We start from the raw sequence: 19,530 nt of genomic DNA on the forward strand, positions 1-19,530 counted from the left end.
CAGTAAGCCTGCAACGAGATATGGGGAGCGTTTCATGGCATTGCATCTCAGGAAGTGGGCGCCGGCTGGCTACAGCATCATTGCCTCGCTCGTATTCCTCGACAGTCTGCGCTTCAAGTTTACCAACGCCCCGGAAACGCAGACCATATTTGGCAAGCTTGATGCTTGGGCAGCCAGCCTCGGAGCAGGCGGGCTTTTTGCGCAGACTGGCCTGTTCAGCCAGTACGTTATCGGAACCGCTGAACTGGCCGCATCGGCCTTCCTGCTTGCCGGTCTCATTCCCCACCTGAAGCGGCTTCGCGTCATCGGCGCCCTGATTGCAGTGGCCGTCATGACAGGGGCCGTAAGCTTTCATCTATTCACGCCGCTCGGAATTGATCCCAACAATGATGGTGGCGGGTTGTTCGCCATGGCAGTCGTTGTCTGGTTGTCGTCCATCTTCATGCTGGTGGCAGGCCGGGATACGCTGGCCGGTCTGGTCAAAGCGATTGGCAATGTCCTCGTTCCCCCGCGCCCGGCGGGCTGAGAGCATCTGAAAATGTGTTCTCACCTTCCCGGTTTCTCAAACCCCTACGGAAAGGCCCTTTACGGATGAAACCCCGCCACCTTCTCGCCGCTTTGGCAATCGCCTGCGCACCTGCGATCCTTCTTCCGGCCCCTGCGATGGCTGAGCCGCCGGTCTATACCGATATTTTCTCGGACATTGCCGTGCAGGGACATGACCCGGTCGCCTACTTCAAGGAAGGCAAGCCGGTAAAAGGCTCCAAGAGTTTTACAGCAGAGCATAAGGGCGCGACCTTCCGTTTCGCCAGCGCAGCAAACCGTGATGCCTTCCTTGCCGATCCGGAAATGTATGCACCTCAATATGGAGGTTATTGTGCATGGGCGGTCAGCCAAGGCTATCATGCGAAAGGCGATGCCAGGTTCTGGAAAATCGTCGATGGCAAACTCTATCTGAACTACAACGCATCGGTTCAGGAGAAGTGGGAAAGCGATGTTCCCGGCTTTATAGAAAGCGGCAACGAGAACTGGCCGAAGATCAATCAGTGAGGGTGCCACGCATCCGCAAGCACATATGAAGGGGCGCCTGTTTCAGAATGGAGCAGGCGCTTTTTGGGGTATGCGCCGGCGGTGTGTGCGAAGGGCGTGAAGGCTCGAGGATCGCCATACAGCTCTATCTTCGACCATCAGTGGGGGGCGTGCAAAGCAAGCCGTAACCTCTTGAATGGAAACATAAAAAAACGGGCGAGACCAGCTCGCCCGTTTCATGTGAAGACTGTCCGTAGACTTACTTCTTTTTAGCGGCCGGCTTTTTTGCAGCAGGCTTTTTGGCTGGTGCAGCTTTAGCAGCAGGCGCTGCCTTGGCTTTCACTGCAGGCTTTTTCGCCGGTGCAGCTTTAGCAGCAGGCTTCTTAGCCGGGGCTGCTTTTTTAGCGGCCGGAGCTTTAGCGGCCGGCTTTTTTGCCGGGGCTGCTTTGGTGGCAGCTTTAGCGGCGGGTTTCTTTGCAACTGCCATGTCTGATCTCCTATCATCTGGCCAGCCAATAATATCGTGATTCGGGAGAAATCAACTGCTGATTTTCACAAATGAGGAGAATCTGTGGAGTATTCCGTATACGGTCAATCGTTTCTGAAGGCCCATACCTTCATGATGTGATGCGCAATCGCGGTCGCCGGCGGGCAAAAGAGTTCGGCATGCTTGCCATTGATAATGTCGCGCATCTCTTCCCGCGTAACCCAACGCGCACTCTCGAGTTCGTTTGGATCGATGGTGATTTCATCGGAATCAGCAGGCAGAATAAAGCCCATCATGAGAGAAGAAGGATAGGGCCATGGTTGACAGGCGACATACTCGGCTCTGCTGGGATCACAGTGGATTCCGGCTTCTTCAAACAATTCGCGTGATGCTGCCTGCTCGATTGTTTCGCCCGGTTCGCAGAAGCCTGCCAGGCATGACATGAAGCCTGCGGGCCAGAACTTCTGCCGTCCGATCAGTGCGCGGCCATCCTTCACGGCAAGCATGATGGCAACAGGATCGGTACGCGGAAAATGTTCAGTACCGCACATCGCGCACTGCGCCTTCCAGCCGGCTTCGACGATGCCATTCTGCCCGCCGCATTTTGCGCAGTGGCTGTGGCTCTGATGCCACAGGAAAAGACTGCGGGCGGTCGACGCGCAGTTGGCATCCATGTCCGGCATACGCGCAGACGCCTGCCGGAAGTCGAGAAATTCGCCCGCGCCTGCGATCAGGGAACCGGCAAGATCAAACTTCGCGGGCAGCTCCATCGCAAAGACGGGCGCGCCGGTCTTGTCCTCACCCAGAAAGAGGCGCGGGCTGCCCGGTGATATGCGCAGGGCTTCCGGGCCAAACCAGTAGAGACCGCCTTCCGGCGTTACGAACGGATCACCTGCGCGCAGCATCAGGATCAGCGCGGTGTCGTTCTGGATTGCGGTTTCAAGCCAGGCTTCATCGGTGCGGCGATGGGCGGCGCGGTTAATGGGCTTGGCGGCGAGGGGCATGTCATTTGAGTTCGTCATGGGTCAGAGGACTAGATCGGTTTTTCGGGGAAGGGAACACCGGACGCAGCGCCAGCCTCGCCACGTCTCTGCCACTACTCTGCCGCAGTCGCATGGGGTAATGTCGTCATACGTTTGAGGGGACGCTCATCATGATACGCTTTTTCGGTCTGCCACTGATCGCGCTGGTCGCCTGCGCCTGCACATATTCTCAACCCACCGCGCTTGTGCCTGATGTGCCAGAGCCGCCGGCACCGCTGGAAAACCGCTTTGACGGTTATGCGGTGCCCGAGCAGGATGAAAGCCTTGCTGTCTTTGAAGATCCCGCATTGGAGGGCCTGCGTTCTCCGGCGCTCTCCCGGTTTCGTACCGAAGCGGAATTTGCCGATTGGCTGAAGGCCACGCGCGCTGCATCGGAAGCACGCGGGATCGGGCAGATGTATCCGGTGCCTCTGCCGGCTGCCCCGCCTTCTTCTGATATGGCGATGTCGGTCGGTGAGCCTCAGGCAATGGAGGCGGCGCCTTCCGAGGTGATGGTCACCGGCAGTGCAGAGCCAGAGTCAGATTCCAATCCCGAGATCACCAACAATCAGAAGGCTGGTGTCGATGAAGGCGGCATCATCAAGCAGATCGGCCAGCACCTCGTTATCCTTCAGGATGGGCGTCTGTTCGTCACCGATCTTATGCCGGGCGGGCAGGCGGGCCTGAAGCTGGCCGACCGCGCCAATGTCTATCGCTCCAGCGATGAGGACACCTGGTATGATGAAGTGCTCGTATCGGGCCGCACCATTCTCGTGACGGGGTATTCCTATCGCGAGGAGGCCACCGAATATACCGTGCTGAACCTTGGTGAAGACGGGAAGGTGACGCGGCAGGCGACCTTCTACATTTCCTCCAACGATTATTATTCCGGTTCCAACTATGCCACGCGCATGATCGACGGGAAGCTGGTCATCCATACACCGATCTATCTGGTCGGGCGCGGATGGTGGGATGATCTGGAAATCCCCGTCATCCGCGAATGGCGGCAGGAAGAGGAAGACGGCTTCCGCGAACGGACCGAGCTTGAAGATGGCCGGCCGCTGTTCAGTGCGACCGACATATGGATGCCGGTTCAGCAGACGCTGATGCCGGTGATCCATACCGTGACCGTGTGCGATATTTCAGGCGTTACCGACACCTCCATTCCCGCCTGCAAGGCGACCGCAATTGTCGGCACCGAAACCCATGAGTTCCTCGTCACCAAGGACGCTTTCTGGCTCTGGATGAGCCCGTCCGGTCAGGAGCGTGCGCGGGAGCTGCGCGAGGATCATCCCCATCCGGAGTGTTCTTCGGGCCCGCGTCCGGAACTTTCCAACATTGTGCCTTCCGCGCTTGTGCGCCTGCCGGTCGATGGATCGAAGCCCGGCGTTCTGGGGGTGCGGGGCGAGCCGCAGAACCAGTTCTCGATGGACATGGATGCCGGAACGTTCCGCGCCGTGCTTGACTGGCGCCACCGCGATTGCGGAATTTGGGTGACCAGGGAAGAAACCGACCTCACCTTCTTTGATGTGCCGCTAGATGAGTTGGGGGACGTTCTCCTCGATACCGCCGGCGGGCGCTACTTCGATCTGCCCACACCTGGCGCGTCTGCGTATGAAGCGCGCTTCACGGAGAAGCACCTGGTTTACGGCGCGCGCGAAGGCTGGGGCAGCTGGCCGCCAAGCGACGGCGAAACCCGTGAGAATGGCCGCGCGATCATCGTGCCGGTAGATGCGCCTGCTTCGCCCGTCACGGTCGAGCTTTCCCATGATGTCATTCGCGCTGAACGCGCAGGCCCCTACATGGCCCTGACGGGGTATCATGATGATGCCGGGCTCAGCATGTCGCTGATCGACCTTCGCGCCGACCCCCGCCTCTCCGGGACGATGACACTTCAGGGGCGCTATGAGAGCGAGACCCGCAGCCATGCCTTCAACAGCCGCATCGGCGCGGACGGCGCTGGGCTGATCGGGCTGCCCACTGTTCCGAGGTCAGAGGAAGCTGAGCGTTGGTGGTGGTGGTCGAGCAGCTCTGACATGAGCTATATCGCTGCTGCAGCCGATGGCAGCCTGTCAGAGGCTGGTATGATCGATGCAACGCGCCGCGATCCAGACCTTCCCTCCGAGACCGGGTATGCCTGCGAAGTGTCGTGTATTGACTGGTACGGCAATGCCCGGCCGATCTTCACCGGGAACCGCCTGTTGGCACTGATCAACTCTGAACTGGTCGAAGGCGCGTTGCAGGACGGCACAGTTACCGAGATCAACCGGATCGATCTCACCGCGCCGCTGTCTGAAGAGAGATAGAGGCTGCCTCAGCCCCGGCGGTTTGACGCGCCGGTGTTGAGGCGGTCGATCAGCTCCGGCGTGACGGTCCCGGAAACCGAGAGTCCTTCATTGCGCTGATAGTCGCGGATCGCATTTGCCGTCTGCGCGCCCAGCACGCCATCGGCTTCGCCCGAGAGGTAACCGAGCCGCGAAAGCGCTGTCTGCACGGCCTGTACCTGGAGCGGATTGCCCGTGTTCCAGCGCTGGGCGCCGAACCGGCCATTCGCCAGCGCAATGCTGGGCGTTTCGCTCCACAGGTCTGCCGTTTCCATAACTTCACGAACCGTCTCCGGGGGCAGGCGGCTGGACAGGCTGCGAACTTCCAGTGTCGCGCCGCTATCCCCCTGGCGTGAGGCCAATTCGAACCAGTAAAGCGCTTCTGCCAGATCCTGCTCGGCGCCAATGCCTTCGGCAAACATTACGCCCAGATTGTATTGAGCATCCAGGAAGCCATGATCAGCTGCCTTACGGAACCATTCGACCGCGCCCAGATCATCCAGTTCGCCGCCCTCACCTTCAGCCATGAACAGGGCAAGGTCATACATCGCGCCGACATGACCGGCCTCTGCGGCCTTGGAAATCAGGCTGCGCGCCTGGATCATGTCCTGATCGACGCCAATGCCTTGTTCGTAGAGCTTGCCGAGGTCGTACTGTGCCGGGGCGGCGCCCTTCAGGGCCGCGCGCCGGAGGAGGGGGATGGCGCTGTCCAGATCGTTCTGCGTCAGATGGCTTTGTGCCAGCTGGTATTGCGCGATCGCGTTCCCGGCATTCGCTTCGGACTCGACTGTCACGACGGAGGGGATCGCCGGATAGCTCGCGACAGGTTGCGGGCTCAGTGAAGCAAGGGTCGGGGTCTCTTCAACAACGGCCTGGGGCGCTGGTGCAGAAGGTTCTGCGGCCTCTGCCGTATCGCTTTCAGTGGCCCCGAAGATGTCTTCTTCGATCGCGCCAGCAGCACTGTCGAACAGTTCGTCTTCTTCTACTGCCTCGCCAGCCAGTACATCGAATTGACCGGGACCATTGAGGCTTGCGAGATCGTCAATTCCGGGATCGGCAGGGGGCGCCGACGCAAAAATCGGATCAACATACGTGTCCACAGGACCCGACAGCGACGGATCATGCGGCTGCTTGCCGCGCAAGTAGAGATACCCGCCCGCAGCAGCCCCGGTCAGCACAGCGGCAGACGCGGCAATCAGCAAGGGCGCGCGATTGCTGCCGCGCGTCGTCTGTTTGGAAGGCGCCACAGAGACGCGGCGCGATTTCGTCTGGGTATCGGCAGCGGCCAGCGCGGCGCGGCGCGCACGGGCGATGTAGTCGCTTGTCTCGTCATCGCGATCAGTCGCGGCGTTGTCGAGCGTATCGATCAGGCCTGCTTCGTCCTCGTCCGATGTATCGGGATTGGATTCGGCAATGAAGGCGGCGCCGTCGTCCTCATCATCGAAGATGTCGGATTCGCGCGCTTCGCTGCGGGCTTCTTCCAGGCCGGCAAGTTCTGCAAGCGGATCATAATCGTCTGCGCGAATATCGCCTTCAGCCGCTTCCCGGATGCCGGCCATGAAGTCGTCGTCCGCCAGATCGCTTTCAAAGTCATTTTCGAACGCATCGTCGAACATATCTTCACCGCTTGCCTCGGGAGCAGGCTCTGGCGCGGCATCGGTGGCGAGTTGATCTGAGGACGTCGCGCTGCTGAGGCGCTCCACCGCGGCACGGATCGCATCAAAATCTGATCCGTAGGGGCTCTCGTCTGTGTCGCCAGATTTTGCTTCGGTCTCTGCGGGGTCTTCCCAATCGGCAATGCCGGCGTTGAAGTCGATTGCCTCGGAATCGCCGGGGACAGAAATCAGATCCTCAAAGCCGATGTCGGGAACGCCGGCTTCGAATTCGGTGCTCTCTTCGCCGTCGTCGTCGGCTGATGGCAGGGACGGGGTCTCGGCGTAGCGGTCTACCACCTCCTCCTCAGTGAAGGAGTGAGGGGCTTCCGGCGTCAATGCCGGCGCGGGCAGGTCTGCTCCGGGCGGAACGGTAAAGGCTTCCAGGCTTTCCAGCCGCGAGGCGAGCGCAGCGATTGCGCGCTGCATCGGTGAGAGTGACTCCGACGACTGACTATGAATATCCTCCAGGCGTTCGGACACGCTGGCGAGCGCATCGGAGAGACGCGCATCGGTGGTCTTCCGGCTGGCTTCGATTTCCTGCGCCAGCGCGGTGAGCGCTTCGTCCTGGCGTTTTTGCAGGCGCACTGCGGCAACCGTGACCTGTTCGCCCACTTGTTCTATGGCTTCAGCGCTGCTGAACTCGCTCTCTTCCAGCCGTGTTTCGACATGCTCTGCCAGCGCGTCGATCCGTTCCGAGACGGTTGTGCCGAGGCGTTCGATCTCTTCGCGCACACCAGCTGTCATTTCTTCGGGATCGCGTGCTTCGACTTCGGCAAGACGGGCTTTGAGTTCGCCGATCTCGCTGCGCAGCTGCGTTTCGGTTTCCGCGTCCTGCTCGGCGGCGCGTGTGATCTCGCCGGCCAGTTCCATGCGCGCCGTGTCAACGGTCGAGCGGACAAGCTCCGTAATGTCTTCAAAGCGCGCGTCAAATTCCTTGCGCAGACGGTCGGCCAGTTCCGGGTCTACGGTCTTGGCGACGGCATCAATACGTTCGTCCAGTGAGGCAAAGGTCGATTCAAGACCCTTGAGCGCGGTATCTGTTGTCGTTTCGGCGCGGTTCAGGCGCTCCTGCACGCGCAGGAGCGTTGCTTCCATGGAGGAAAGCGCACCAGAAACATCGTCCTCGACAGCGCTGAGCCGTTCATCCGCCTTCTGAGCATCGCTCAGGCGGGCGGCGGTCTGCAGTTCCAGATCGTCAACACGTCCCTTGATTTCGGCTTCCAGTTCGCTGGCGCGTTCGTCGAGGCGCGTTTCCAGCTGTGACGTCTGCTCGCGGACTTCACCTTCGAGCTTGCCCATCCGTTCGGAGAGGTGGCGGGTGACGCCTTCAGCGCGCTGCTCGGCCTGCTCAACGGCGCGGTCGATGCGGGCAGCGGTTTCCGACAGGCTGCGCTGCACGCGCGTATCGATGCCCTCGACGCGCTCAGTGACTTCGGAGAAACCCGATTCAACGCGCCCCTTGATGGCAAGGGCTTCGTTCTGGGTCAGCTCGGCTTCTTCATAAACGTGATTGGCCAGCTTCCCGAGCGCGGCTTCGAGCGCCTTGAGCGCTTCCAGGTTCTGCTTGCCGGTTTCGTCCTGCTCCATGCGGCGGACTTTGGATTGCAGCGCCTCATGCGTTTCACGCATTTCATCGATCAGGCCTTCGACATGGCCGGCAACGGCCGCGCTGGTCTGTTCGGCATTCTGGATGCGGGCAACGAGGCCCAGAACGGTATGGTCGATGCCGGTGATGGCGAGCGTTGAGCGCGCTTCAGTGGCCTCGATCCGGCGGGAGAGGCGCTCCAGGGCTGAGGCGGCGTCCTGCTGCGGGCGTGGCTCAGCGCGATACTCGCTGCGCGGCGGACGCGGCGGGTTGCGATAGGTCGGATTGCCGTAGGACGGGCCCTCATAGGAGGACCGCATGTCCTCATAATGGGGATCTTCAGCCGACATCAGCAGGCGATTGAGATATTCGCCCAGCGTAATGCCTTCCGCCATGGCGGCTTCCCGCGCTGCCTCGCGGGCTCGCTGATCGATTCCCTTAACGCTCCAGGGCCCCGTCTGGCTCATTGCGCCCACTCCTTGCGCATCGCGCCCCTCCGCCGGGTTAAGGCGAGCGGCCGATTTGTTCACACTTCAGCAGAAATGCGTCCCATTCCCTTAAGGGCGCGTTAATTCTGTTAATTCCGGGGACTAGGCGGGCTGCTTAAAGCTGTCAGATGGCGTGCCAACACTTTCCGTTCGCGTAAGCGGAAATTTGACGTTGACGTGCGCGGAAAGCTGGATAGTCTGCGCTGACTAATAATAAAAAGAACAATAAAAATTGCAAATCAAGGGAGACAGCCATGCACAAGCCCACCTCGTCCATTTCCGCTGCGGAATCACGCACCTATACGATCTCTGAGCTCGCCCGCGAGTTTGGTGTGACGCCGCGCGCCCTGCGCTTCTACGAAGATAAAGACATGCTGCATCCGGCCCGTGACGGCATGATGCGCCTCTACTCCAACCGCGACCGCGCGCGCCTCACCATCATTGTCCGCCTGAAGCGCCTTGGCCTTCCCCTGGCAGACATCCGCGAGATCCTCGATCTTTACGCGCTGAATGACGGCAAACGCGCCCAGACGCGCATGATGCTTGAGAAATTCCGCAAGCAGGCCCGCGAACTCGAAGTTCAGCGCCAGGATATCGATACGGCCCTCACCGAGCTCTACAAAGGCATCGACTGGCTGCAGGGCATTGTCGAAAACCCCGGCCCTTCCGAGGAATCAAAGCGCCAGGCAGCTGCGTATGAGCAGGTTGCCCGCAAGCAGCTCGACGAAGTTTAATCGCCTGCTACTGACAATTTTGAAGATAATGAAGCGCGTTGGAATGACTTTTCCAACGCGCTTTGGCATTGAGGACTCCTGAATTTCTTTTTCTTAGGAGTTTTCCAAAGATGCCCCGTTATGACGCCCCCGTTCGCGACATGCAGTTTGTCCTGCACGAGCTGCTGCAACTGCAGAATTATTCCAATCTTCCTGGCTTCGCCGATGCCTCGCCCGAGACGATCGACCAGATTCTCGATGAAGGCGCAAAGTTCGCCAAGAACGTGCTGTTCCCGCTGAACGCTGTCGGCGACAAACAGGGCTGCAAGCGCGCCTCTGACGCCAGCGTCAAAACGCCGGACGGTTTCCCCGACGCTTACAAACAGCTCGTCGAGAATGGCTGGCCGCTGCTCTCGGCCCATCCCGAGATGGGCGGGCAGGGGCTTCCCCACGCGGTCAACATCGCCTGGACCGAGATGGTCTCCTCTTCGAACATGGCTTTCGGCATGTATCCTGGCCTCACCCACGGCGCGTATCAGGCGCTGATGGCAGGCGGCTCCGATGAGCTGAAAGCCAAGTACGGCCCCAAGATGGCATCGGGCGAATGGGCCGGCACCATGAACCTGACCGAGCCCCATTGCGGCACAGACCTCGGCCTGATGAAGACCAAAGCCGTCCCCCAGGGTGATGGCACCTACAAGATCACCGGCCAGAAAATCTGGATTTCCGGCGGCGAGCAGGACCTCACCGACAATATCATTCACCTTGTCCTTGCCCGTATCGAGGGCGCGCCCGAAGGCATCAAGGGTATCTCACTGTTCGTCGTGCCGAAATATATGGTGAAGGAAGACGGCAGCCTCGGAGAGCGCAACGCCTGCCAGTGCGGCGGCCTTGAAGAAAAGATGGGCATCCACGGCAACGCCACCTGCGTCATGAACTATGACGGGGCGACCGGCTGGCTCGTCGGCGAAGAGCATAAAGGCATGCGCACCATGTTCGTCATGATGAACGAAGCGCGCCTCGGCGTCGGCCTTCAGGGCATGTCCCAGGCCGAGATCGCTTACCAGAACGCGCTCGACTTCGCCAAGGACCGCGTCCAGGGCCGCTCATTGACCGGCGTTCAGGCGCCCGACAAGCCTGCCGACCCAATCATCGTCCACCCGGACGTGCGCCGCATGTTGCTGGAACAGAAAGCCTTCCTCGAAGGCGCCCGTGCGTTCGTTTACTGGATGGCCTTCCAGGGCGACCTGCAACACAAGTCTCCCGACGAAGCCGTCCAGCAGAAAGCCGAAGACTATATGGCGCTGCTCACCCCGGTGGTGAAAGCCTACCTCACCCATAAGGGCTATGAGAGCGCCAATCTCGGCCTGCAGGTCCATGGCGGCTCGGGCTTTACCCGAGAATGGGGCCTCGAACAGATCGTCCGCGATTGCCGCATCAGCCTGATCTATGAAGGCACCAACGGCGTCCAGGCGCTCGACCTCGTGGGCCGCAAGCTCGGCGCAAATGGTGGCCGCGCGGTCTTCTCCTTCTTCGCCGAGATCGACGAATTCATCGCCGAGAATGACAAGGTCGAAGGGCTCGAACTCTATGTCGAAGGCCTCAAGACTGTCCGCGCCCAGCTTCAGGACGGTACGATGTGGCTGATGCAGAACGGCATGAGCGACTTCAACAATGCCGGGGCCTCCAGCCATGACTATCTGCATCTGATGGGCCTCACCGCGCTCGCCTTCATGTGGGCCCGCATGGCCAAGATCGCGCTGGAGAAGAAGGACAGCGGCGACCCGTTCTATGCTGCCAAGCTCGCCACCGGCCGTTACTTTGTCGAGCGCATGTTGCCCGACGCGCCGGCCCATCTCGCCAAGGTAAAGACCGGCGCGGCCGCCATGATGGCGCTCGACGCCGAGCAATTCTGACGCGGTATCCCTGACGCGGCGGCACGGCTGGAGAATCCGGGTCGCCGCGCTTACATGCTTACGTGAACGTAAGCGGCAACTTTACGCCGCGACAAGGATGTGGAGATTACCGATGCATGAGAGCCCCCTGAACGTCCCCAAATCCGCCTGGCGCCAGGACGAAGAGCTCGAAATCTTCGCCGATGCCGTGGGCCAGTTCTTCGAGAAGGAATGTGCCCCGCATGTGCCCGCCTGGCGCAAGGCCGGCATCGTGCCGCGCGAGATCTGGAAGAAGGCGGGCGAAATGGGCCTGCTGGGCGCCTCGGTTCCCGAAGAGTATGGCGGCGCGGGCGGCGATTTCCGCCATGAGGCCATCATCATCGAACAGCAGCAATGGAAGGGTATCGACGGTTTCGGCATCACCCTGCACAACGCCATCATCGCCCCCTACATCACCGCCTATGGCACCGAGGAACAGAAGCAGCGCTGGCTGCCAAAAATCTGCTCCGGCGATCTTGTCACCGCCATCGCGATGACCGAGCCCGGTGCAGGTTCTGACCTCCAGGGCATGAAGACCACCGCAAAGCTTGATGGCGATCATTATGTCATCAACGGCTCGAAGACCTTCATCTCCAATGGCCAGACCGCTGACCTCATTCTCCTTTGCGTCAAGACGGACCCGACCAAGGGCGCCAAGGGCATCTCTATCATCTGTGTCGAGACAGAAGCCGTTGAAGGCGCAGGCGGCTTCCGCCGTGGCCGCAACCTCGACAAGGTCGGCCAGCATGCCGCCGACACGTCCGAGCTGTTCTTTGATGATGTCCGCGTGCCCGCCGCCCACCTCCTCGGCGGGGAAGCCGGGAAGGGGTTCGTCCAGCTCATGCAGAAACTCCCGCAGGAGCGCCACATCATCGGCCTCCAGGGCGTCGGCATGATCGAGCGCGCGATCCATGAGACGGTCAATTATGTCAAAGGCCGCAAGGCGTTCGGCCAGACCATCTTCGATTTCCAGAACACCCAGTTCAAGCTCGCCGAAGCCAAGACCGAGGCAACTGTCGCAAAAGTGTTCGCCGATCACTGTACAGAGCTTCTTCTGAAGGAAGAGCTTGATGCGTCCACGGCCTCCATGTCGAAATACTGGATCTCCGATCTGCAGTGCAAGATCATCGATGAATGTCTCCAGCTGCATGGCGGCTTCGGCTATATGGACGAATATCCCATCGCCCAGATGTATGCCGACGCCCGCGTCCAGCGCATCTATGGCGGCGCCAATGAAGTGATGAAAATGCTGATCGCGAGGACGCTGTAGAGGTATCATGCCCGATCGCCACCTGCTCCGCGAAGTCTTCCCTACGCCTGCGCGCAGCTCGCTGTCCCTCGGCTTTGAGATCATTGAACTGGACGCGAAGGCGATGACCACGCGCGTCCGGTTCAATGGCAGCCCTGACTTCACAAATCCCGCCGGCTATATCCAGGGCGGATTTCTTGTCGCCATGATGGACGATGTCATTGGCATGCTGACGACCGTGAAGGCCGGGACGTCGAAATACCCATCCACCGTAGACCTCCACACGCACTTCCTCCGTCCTGTCCGCGTTGGCCCCATTGAAGTTGCCGCCCGCCTTCGCAATGTAGGCAGGGCAATGATTTTCGCCGAGGCCGACCTCTTCGACTCCCGCGGCAAGGAAGCCGCGCGGGCCACCGCCTCTCTCACGCTCAATCCGGCCAAAGCGCCGGCCAAAACACCCAAATCCTGACCTCCAAAGGAGCCACCCATGCCCGAAGCCTATATCTACGACGCCGTGCGCACGCCCCGCGGCAAAGGCAAATCCTCCGGCGCGCTGCATGAAATCACCGCGCTCAGCCTCGGCACGCAGGTGCTGCAGGCCATCCGTGACCGGAACAATCTCGACACCTCCAAGGTCGATGACGTGGTCTTCGGCTGCGTCTCGCCCGTCGGAGAGCAGGGCGGCGACATCGCGCGTATCGCCGTGCTGAACGCCGACTATGCTGAAACCACAGCCGGGGTTCAGGTCGACCGCTTCTGCGCGTCCGGCCTGGAGGCCTGCAATATGGCCGCCTCGAAAGTCATGACCGGCGAGGCCGACATGGCCATCGGCGGCGGCGTAGAATCGATGAGCCGCGTGCCGATGGGCGCAGCGGGCGGGGCCTGGTCTGCTGATCCGCAGATCGCGCTCAAATCCTACTTTACGCCCCAGGGTATCGGCGCAGACACCATCGCCACCAAATACGGCTTCAGCCGCGATGATGTGGACGCCTTCGCCGTCGAGAGCCAGCGCCGCGCCGCGCAGGCCTGGAAGGAAGGCCGCTTCAAGAACTCGGTTGTTCCCGTCCGCGACCAGATGGGCGGCATCCGCCTCGCGCATGACGAATTCATGCGCCCGGATACCACCATGCAGAGCCTTGCCGCGCTGGACCCGTCCTTCGCGGGCATGGGCGCGATGGGCTTTGATGAAGTCATCAAGCAGCGTTATCCCGAGCTTGAGAAGATCAACCACGTCCACCACGCTGGCAACTCCTCGGGCATCGTGGACGGCGCGTCTGCCGTTCTCTTCGGCTCGAAGGAAATGGGCGAGGCAATGGGCCTCAAACCCCGCGCCCGCGTCCGCGCCATGGCCTCCATCGGCTCGGAGCCCGGCATCATGCTGACCGGCCCGACCTATGTGACCCAGAAGGTGCTCAAGAAAGCCGGCATGAATGTCGGCGACATCGACATCTACGAACTCAACGAAGCGTTTGCTTCGGTCGTCATGCTGATGATGAAGATGCTCGAAATCCCGCACGAGAAAATGAACGTGAATGGCGGCGCCATCGCCATGGGTCACCCCCTCGGCGCAACCGGTGGCATGATCCTTGGTACGGTCCTGGATGAGCTTGAGCGCTCCGACAAGGAAACCGGCCTCATTACGCTTTGTGTTGGCGCCGGCATGGGCACCGCCACGATCATCGAGCGCATCTAGTCACGACACGGAATATTGAGAACACGATCATGAAACTCGAAACATTCAAATTCGACATCGATGCCGATGGCATCGCCCACGCTATCTTCGACGTGCCTGGCCGCAGCATGAACACCCTGACCGGCAAAGCCGTTCAGGACATCATCGCAATCACCCAGGAAGTCGCCAGCAACGAAAAGATCACAGGCCTGGTCATCTCATCCGGCAAGGAAAGCGGCTTCTGTGCAGGCGCAGACCTCGGCGAAATGGGCAACCGCGCCGGCGCCGGTGGTGAGCAGAAGAAAAAGTCCGAAGACGAACTGAAAAAAGAACAGTTCGAAGCCGGCTTTGCCCTCAACGGCACGCTCCGCAAACTCGAAACCTGCGGCAAGCCTGTAGCCGTCGCGCTCAATGGCCTCGCCCTTGGCGGTGGCCTCGAAGTGGCGCTTGCCTGTCATTACCGCGTCGCGGCCAATGACAATCCGCGCATCCAGTTCGGCCTGCCGGAAGCCAAGATCGGCCTTCTGCCGGGCGCCGGCGGCACGCAGCGTCTGCCCCGCCTCGTTGGCGTTCAGGCCGCGCTTCCGCTGATCCTGCAGGGCGAAAGCTTCAATGCCGAGAAGGCCCATTCCATGGGCGTCGTTCAGGAGCTTGCTCCGGGCGCAGAAACGGTCGCCCGCGCCAAAGCCTGGGTGAAAGCGAACCCCAAAGCCAAAGCCCCTTGGGACGAAAAAGGCTACAAGGTCCCCGGCGGCGTTCCGCACAAATCCCCAGGCGCGGGTCAGGTTGCGACCATGGCCAACATGATGCTGGCCTCGAAAACCTACGGCAACTATCCGGCCCAGAAGAACATCCTCTCCTGCATCTATGAAGGCATCCAGGTGCCCATCGATGCGGGCCTGCGTATCGAAACGCGCTACTTCATCAATACCCAGCAGCGCCCGGAAGCCAAGGCGATGATCCGTTCGCTGTTCCTCTCCACCCAGGCCCTGTCGAAAGGTGCAAACCGTCCTTCAGGCTTCGAGAAGGCAGAGCTGAAGAAAGTCGGCATTATCGGCGCAGGCCTGATGGGCGCCGGCATTGCGTATGAGCAGGCCCGCGCCGGCATCCGCACTGTCCTCGTGGACGTGAAGCAGGAAGCCGCCGAAAAGGGTAAGCAATACGCCGTCCGCCTCGTCGAAAAAGACATCTCGCGCGGCAAGAGCACGAAAGAGAAGGGCGACGCGCTCCTCTCCCTCATCACGCCGACCACGGACTATAAGCTTCTGGAAGACTGCGACCTCATCGTCGAAGCCGTCTATGAAGACATCGACCTGAAGCACAAAGTGCTGGCCGATGCCGAAGCCGCCCTCGGCGAAAACGCCATCGTCGGCTCCAACACGTCGACCCTGCCGATCACGCAGCTGTCCACACCGCTGAAGCGCAAGGACAAGTTCATCGGCATCCACTTCTTCTCGCCGGTCGAGCGGATGGGTCTTGTCGAGATCATCATGGGCAAGGAAACCAGCCAGGAAACCCTCGCCAAGACGATCGACTATGTCCTGAAAATCCGGAAGACGCCGATTGTGGTGAACGACAGCCGCGGCTTCTATACTTCCCGCTGCTTTGGCACCTATACCCAGGAAGGCCTCGAAATGCTGTCCGAAGGCATCAAGCCGGCCATCATCGAAAACGTCGGCCGTCAGGCCGGCATGCCGATGGGCCCGCTGGAAGTCTCCGACTCCGTTGGTCTCGACACGGCTCTCAAGGTTGGCCGTGCAACGGCGAAGGCTGTTGGCTTCGATTACAACGAAGCTCCGCTCGGCCGCATGATGGCGTGGATCGTGGAAGACAAGGGCCGCGTCGGCCGCAAGGCCGGCAAGGGCTTCTACGACTATAACGATCAGGGCAAGCCCGACCGGATCTGGCCGGACCTCAATGAGCAGGTCGAAGTCAAGATCGACGAGTGCCCACCCGCCCTCAAGAAAGAGCTGACCAACCGTCTCCTGATCCGTCAGGCGATCGAGGTCTCCCGCTGCTTTGAGGAAGGTGTGATCCAGGACGCGCGCGATGGCGACATCGGTTCCATCCTCGCCTGGGGCTTTGCGCCCTATACCGGCGGCTGCGTCAGCTACATGGATCTCATCTGGGGCGTGCCCGCCTTTGTCGCCGAGGCAGACCGCCTTGCCGAAAAGTACGGCGAGCGTTTCCGCCCCGGTAAACTCCTGCGTGAAATGGCGGAGAAGGGCCAGTCCTTCTACGAACGCTTCCCGCCAGCAGGTGAGAAGAAAGCCGCTGCCTAGGCCACCGCGAAGCTTCGAATAACTTCTAAAAAGAAAAGGCCGGAGCATCGCTCCGGCCTTTTTTATTTCATCCGTTATCGGAAAAAATCGCGAAGGGTCACTTCTTCCCGCGGTTCCACCAGCCCGCTCGCTTCGGAGCAGGGGGCTCTGCCGCAGAGGGAGCGGGCGCACCCTCTGGTTCCGGCGCAGGTTCAGCCTCAACAGCGGCGGCTTTGGGCGGCGCAAAATCAGCCTGGGCCATTTCAGGTTCCGGCTCGGCTTCGGCGACCGGCTCTGGCGCAGCTTCTTGAGCAGCCTCCACAACCGGCGCTTCGGCTTCGGCTTCGGCTTCAGCTTCTGCCGCAGGCGCGGTTTCTTCAGCTGACGGTGTTTCTTCCGGAGCCGGTTTGCTGCCGCGTCCCCGGCGTGAGCGAGATCTGGCGGGGCGTGGCGCGGCCTCTTCAGTGGCAGCTGGCGCCTCATCGGTCTCGGCGGCGTCAGCTGCTGCCTCGGCAGGGGCCGCTTTCGTCTCCGACTCGTCGTCCGTGTCCTGCGTATCGGCAGCTGCCGGCAGGCCGATCGCAGGCTCGTCTTCGGACAGCATCACATCGGCGCTGACAGACAAGCCATCCAGGAAAGCCCCACCATCGGCAATGGCGGCAATGTCACCATTCTCGCCGCGGCCTTCACCGCCACGTCTCCGGCGGCGTCCACCCCGGCGTCCCCGGCGGCGGCGCTTGCGCGCGGCGTCGCTGTCATCGGAGCCCGCTTCCGCGCTGCCATTGGAGGTGTCCTCGCCGTCGTCCTCGTCGTCATCGTCTTCGCTTGCGTCAGCATCAGCGGCTGGTTCGGCGTCGACCACTTCAAGGCCCGTCTCGCGGGCTTCACCGCGATTGCGGCCCCCGCGACGGCGCCGGCGGCGTCCGCCACCTTGCTTGTCTTTGTTTGCAGCCGCAGCGGGCGTTTCGCCGTCATCGTCTTCGCCGGCCTCGTCCTCGATCACGTCTTCGTCGTCGATCTCTTCATCGTCGTCGTCGCGTGCAGACGGCGGCGTCGGCTTCATCAGCGAGCGCGGCGTGGAGCGTTTCTTCGGCTTGGCGTTCGGGTCGCGGTCGGCGTCGATCTGGAAATCGCCCGGCAGCATGTCTTCGGAGGAGTGGATGGAGATCGCAAAGCCCGCGAGCCGCTCGATTTCAATCAGCGCCTCGCGCTTGTTGTTGAGGATATAGAGCGCCACATCGGTTGGCGCTTTCACGCCAATGCCTTTGAGGCCGCCGGTTGCTGCGCGCGCTTCGATGGCCCGGATCAGCTGCAGCGCAGCGGACGGGATCGAGCGGCGGCGGCCCGTGCCGTTACAGGCAGAGCAGGGGTCGGAGGTTGCCTGCAACACGCCCTGGCGGCGGCGCTGGCGGGAAATTTCCATCAGGCCGAACTGCGAGATGCGGCCATGCTGCACGCGCGCCCGGTCCACCTTCAGGCATTCCTTCAGGCGCTTTTCGACCGCGCGATTGTTCTTGTTCTCCTCCATGTCGATGAAATCGATCACGATGAGGCCGGCAAGGTCGCGCAGGCGCATCTGGCGGCAGGCTTCTTCAGCTGCTTCCAGGTTGGTGCGTACAGCCGTCTGCTCGATATTGCGCTCGCGGGTCGATTTGCCCGAGTTCACGTCGATGGCGACCAGGGCTTCGGTCTGGTTGATCACCAGATAGCCGCCTGATTTCAGCTGAACGACGGGAGAGTAAATGGAATCAAGCTGGTTCTCGACTGCTTCAGCTACATAGAGCGGGTCTTCCTCGCGCCATTGCTGAACCTTCTTGGCCTGGCTCGGCATGATGATCTTCGCAAGGTCTTTGGCCTCGCGGTAAGCCTCATCGCCCTGAACCCAGACTTCCTCGATTTCCTTGTCGAACATGTCCCGCATGGCCCGGTGCACCAAGCCGCCTTCGGCATTGATCAGCGCCGGGGCTTCGGAGGAAAGGGTCTTCTCGACAATCTGTTCCCACAGTTTCGAGAGGTAATCATAGTCGCGCTTGATTTCGATCTTGGTGCGCTTGGCGCCGGCCGTGCGCACGATCAGGCCCTGGCCTTCGGGCACATCCAGTTCCGAAACGATGGATTTCAGGCGCTTGCGGTCGGCCGAATTGACGATCTTGCGGGAAATGCCGCCCCCGCGCGGGGTGTTCGGCATCAGAACGGAGTAGCGCCCTGCCAGCGAGAGATAGGTGGTGAGCGCGGCGCCTTTGTTGCCGCGTTCTTCCTTGACCACCTGCACCAGCATCACCTGACGGCGGCGGATGACTTCCTGGATCTTGTAGCGCTTGGAAATCGGCGTGCGCTGGGTCTGCTTCTTGGCATTGCGGCGGGCCGGTTTGGCGGCGCGCGGGGCGGCGTCATCGCCTTCGTCCTCGCCGTCATCGTCGGCAGAGGCGGTGTCTTCATCGCCATCGTCGCCGTGATCGTCGTCCTCGTCGCCCTCATCAGAGGCGCCGTTACCCATCTCGGAGCTCATGCCATGGGGCACGTAAGGGCCATCATCATCGTCTTCGATGGCGGCGGCGGCCTCTTCAGCCGCTTCCTTCAGCAGCAATTCGCGGTCAGCGGCGGGCAGCTGGTAATAATCGGGGTGAATCTCGCTGAAGGCGAGAAAACCGTGGCGGTTGCCACCATACTCGACAAAAGCCGCCTGGAGCGACGGCTCCACACGGGTCACTTTGGCGAGATAGATGTTTCCGCGGAGTTGTTCGTTGCCGGTTGCCTCAAAGTCGAAATCGTCAACCTGGCCGTTGTTGACGATGGCCACCCGCGTTTCTTCGGGGTGGGCAGCGTCGATCAGCATCAATCTGCTCATTAAACAGAACCTTTCGGTCCGGCGCCGCTCGCCAGAGCGCAGCGCGCCTCTGGTTGGCTGGCAGGCCGGAATAGGGGGATAAGGGGAAGGCGCCTTCTGAGCGCAGGGAGCCATATCGCCTAAGCGATCCGGTCAAACCTGCGATGTCAGCGGCACCAATGCACATTTTTCCTGCTTTCCGGAGCGCGCCGCCCGCTTGCCTTTCCGGGGAAGCCGGGCCAGGGCGCACTGTTGGGAAACCGTTGGGCCGACCCTTGACGGCG

General features: G+C 61.2%; 13 protein-coding genes. 9 read left to right on the plus strand and 4 right to left on the minus strand.

From position 1 onward, the window contains the following. Positions 1 to 34 precede the first annotated feature (34 nt). On the plus strand, positions 35 to 526 hold the full coding sequence (locus HNE_RS03300) for a hypothetical protein (RefSeq protein WP_011645690.1): 492 nt from the start codon (positions 35 to 37) through the stop codon (positions 524 to 526). A 65-nt stretch (positions 527 to 591) separates the two neighbouring features. Further along, positions 592 to 1,050: a YHS domain-containing (seleno)protein gene (locus HNE_RS03305; protein ID WP_011645691.1), complete on the plus strand. Its 459-nt coding sequence runs from the start codon at positions 592 to 594 to the stop codon at positions 1,048 to 1,050. Positions 1,051 to 1,288: 238 nt separating this feature from the next. Here the strand turns inward: HNE_RS03305 and HNE_RS18305 are convergent, their stop codons facing one another. Together HNE_RS18305 and nudC are read right to left on the minus strand one after the other, a co-directional pair. Then, entirely contained in the window at positions 1,289 to 1,516 is a 228-nt protein-coding gene (locus HNE_RS18305; protein WP_011645692.1) for a hypothetical protein, read from the minus strand. Between the two features lie 104 nt (positions 1,517 to 1,620). Continuing rightward, positions 1,621 to 2,538 carry an NAD(+) diphosphatase gene (nudC, locus tag HNE_RS03315; RefSeq protein ID WP_011645693.1) on the minus strand — a complete coding sequence of 306 codons (918 nt, stop codon included), beginning with the start codon at positions 2,536 to 2,538 and terminating at the stop codon, positions 1,621 to 1,623. Positions 2,539 to 2,669: 131 nt separating this feature from the next. On the opposite strand from nudC, the gene HNE_RS03320 reads away from it, so the two are divergent. After that, a complete protein-coding gene (locus tag HNE_RS03320; RefSeq protein ID WP_011645694.1) occupies positions 2,670 to 4,844 on the plus strand; it encodes a beta-propeller domain-containing protein in 2,175 nt (724 codons plus the stop codon). An 8-nt stretch (positions 4,845 to 4,852) separates the two neighbouring features. On the opposite strand, the gene HNE_RS03325 is transcribed toward HNE_RS03320, so the two are convergent. Continuing rightward, the gene (locus tag HNE_RS03325) at positions 4,853 to 8,569 is read right to left on the minus strand and encodes a peptidoglycan-binding protein (protein WP_011645695.1); all 3,717 of its coding nucleotides are present in this window, start codon (positions 8,567 to 8,569) and stop codon (positions 4,853 to 4,855) included. 275 nt (positions 8,570 to 8,844) lie between these two features. On the opposite strand from HNE_RS03325, the gene HNE_RS03330 reads away from it, so the two are divergent. The 6 genes from HNE_RS03330 to HNE_RS03355 all read left to right on the plus strand — a co-directional run bounded on the left by HNE_RS03330 (position 8,845) and on the right by HNE_RS03355 (position 16,440). After that, positions 8,845 to 9,324 carry a MerR family transcriptional regulator gene (locus HNE_RS03330; protein ID WP_011645696.1) on the plus strand — a complete coding sequence of 160 codons (480 nt, stop codon included), beginning with the start codon at positions 8,845 to 8,847 and terminating at the stop codon, positions 9,322 to 9,324. A 110-nt stretch (positions 9,325 to 9,434) separates the two neighbouring features. Beyond that, entirely contained in the window at positions 9,435 to 11,219 is a 1,785-nt protein-coding gene (locus HNE_RS03335) for an acyl-CoA dehydrogenase C-terminal domain-containing protein (RefSeq protein ID WP_011645697.1), read from the plus strand. Between the two features lie 112 nt (positions 11,220 to 11,331). Continuing rightward, positions 11,332 to 12,507 (plus strand): acyl-CoA dehydrogenase family protein, encoded by a 1,176-nt coding sequence (locus HNE_RS03340; RefSeq protein WP_011645698.1) that lies wholly within the window; start codon positions 11,332 to 11,334, stop codon positions 12,505 to 12,507. Positions 12,508 to 12,514: 7 nt separating this feature from the next. Then, complete coding sequence (locus HNE_RS03345) at positions 12,515 to 12,955, plus strand: PaaI family thioesterase (protein ID WP_011645699.1); 441 nt, start codon at positions 12,515 to 12,517, stop codon at positions 12,953 to 12,955. Positions 12,956 to 12,973: 18 nt separating this feature from the next. Beyond that, a complete protein-coding gene (locus tag HNE_RS03350; RefSeq protein ID WP_011645700.1) occupies positions 12,974 to 14,179 on the plus strand; it encodes an acetyl-CoA C-acetyltransferase in 1,206 nt (401 codons plus the stop codon). Positions 14,180 to 14,208: 29 nt separating this feature from the next. Continuing rightward, the gene (locus tag HNE_RS03355; RefSeq protein WP_011645701.1) at positions 14,209 to 16,440 is read left to right on the plus strand and encodes a 3-hydroxyacyl-CoA dehydrogenase NAD-binding domain-containing protein; all 2,232 of its coding nucleotides are present in this window, start codon (positions 14,209 to 14,211) and stop codon (positions 16,438 to 16,440) included. A gap of 97 nt (positions 16,441 to 16,537) precedes the next feature. Here HNE_RS03355 and HNE_RS03360 read toward each other — a convergent pair whose 3' ends face one another. Further along, on the minus strand, positions 16,538 to 19,267 hold the full coding sequence (locus HNE_RS03360) for an Rne/Rng family ribonuclease (protein ID WP_011645702.1): 2,730 nt from the start codon (positions 19,265 to 19,267) through the stop codon (positions 16,538 to 16,540). Positions 19,268 to 19,530: the final 263 nt, after the last annotated feature.

Origin of the sequence: Hyphomonas neptunium ATCC 15444 (assembly GCF_000013025.1) — a bacterium.
Classification (GTDB): domain Bacteria; phylum Pseudomonadota; class Alphaproteobacteria; order Caulobacterales; family Hyphomonadaceae; genus Hyphomonas; species Hyphomonas neptunia.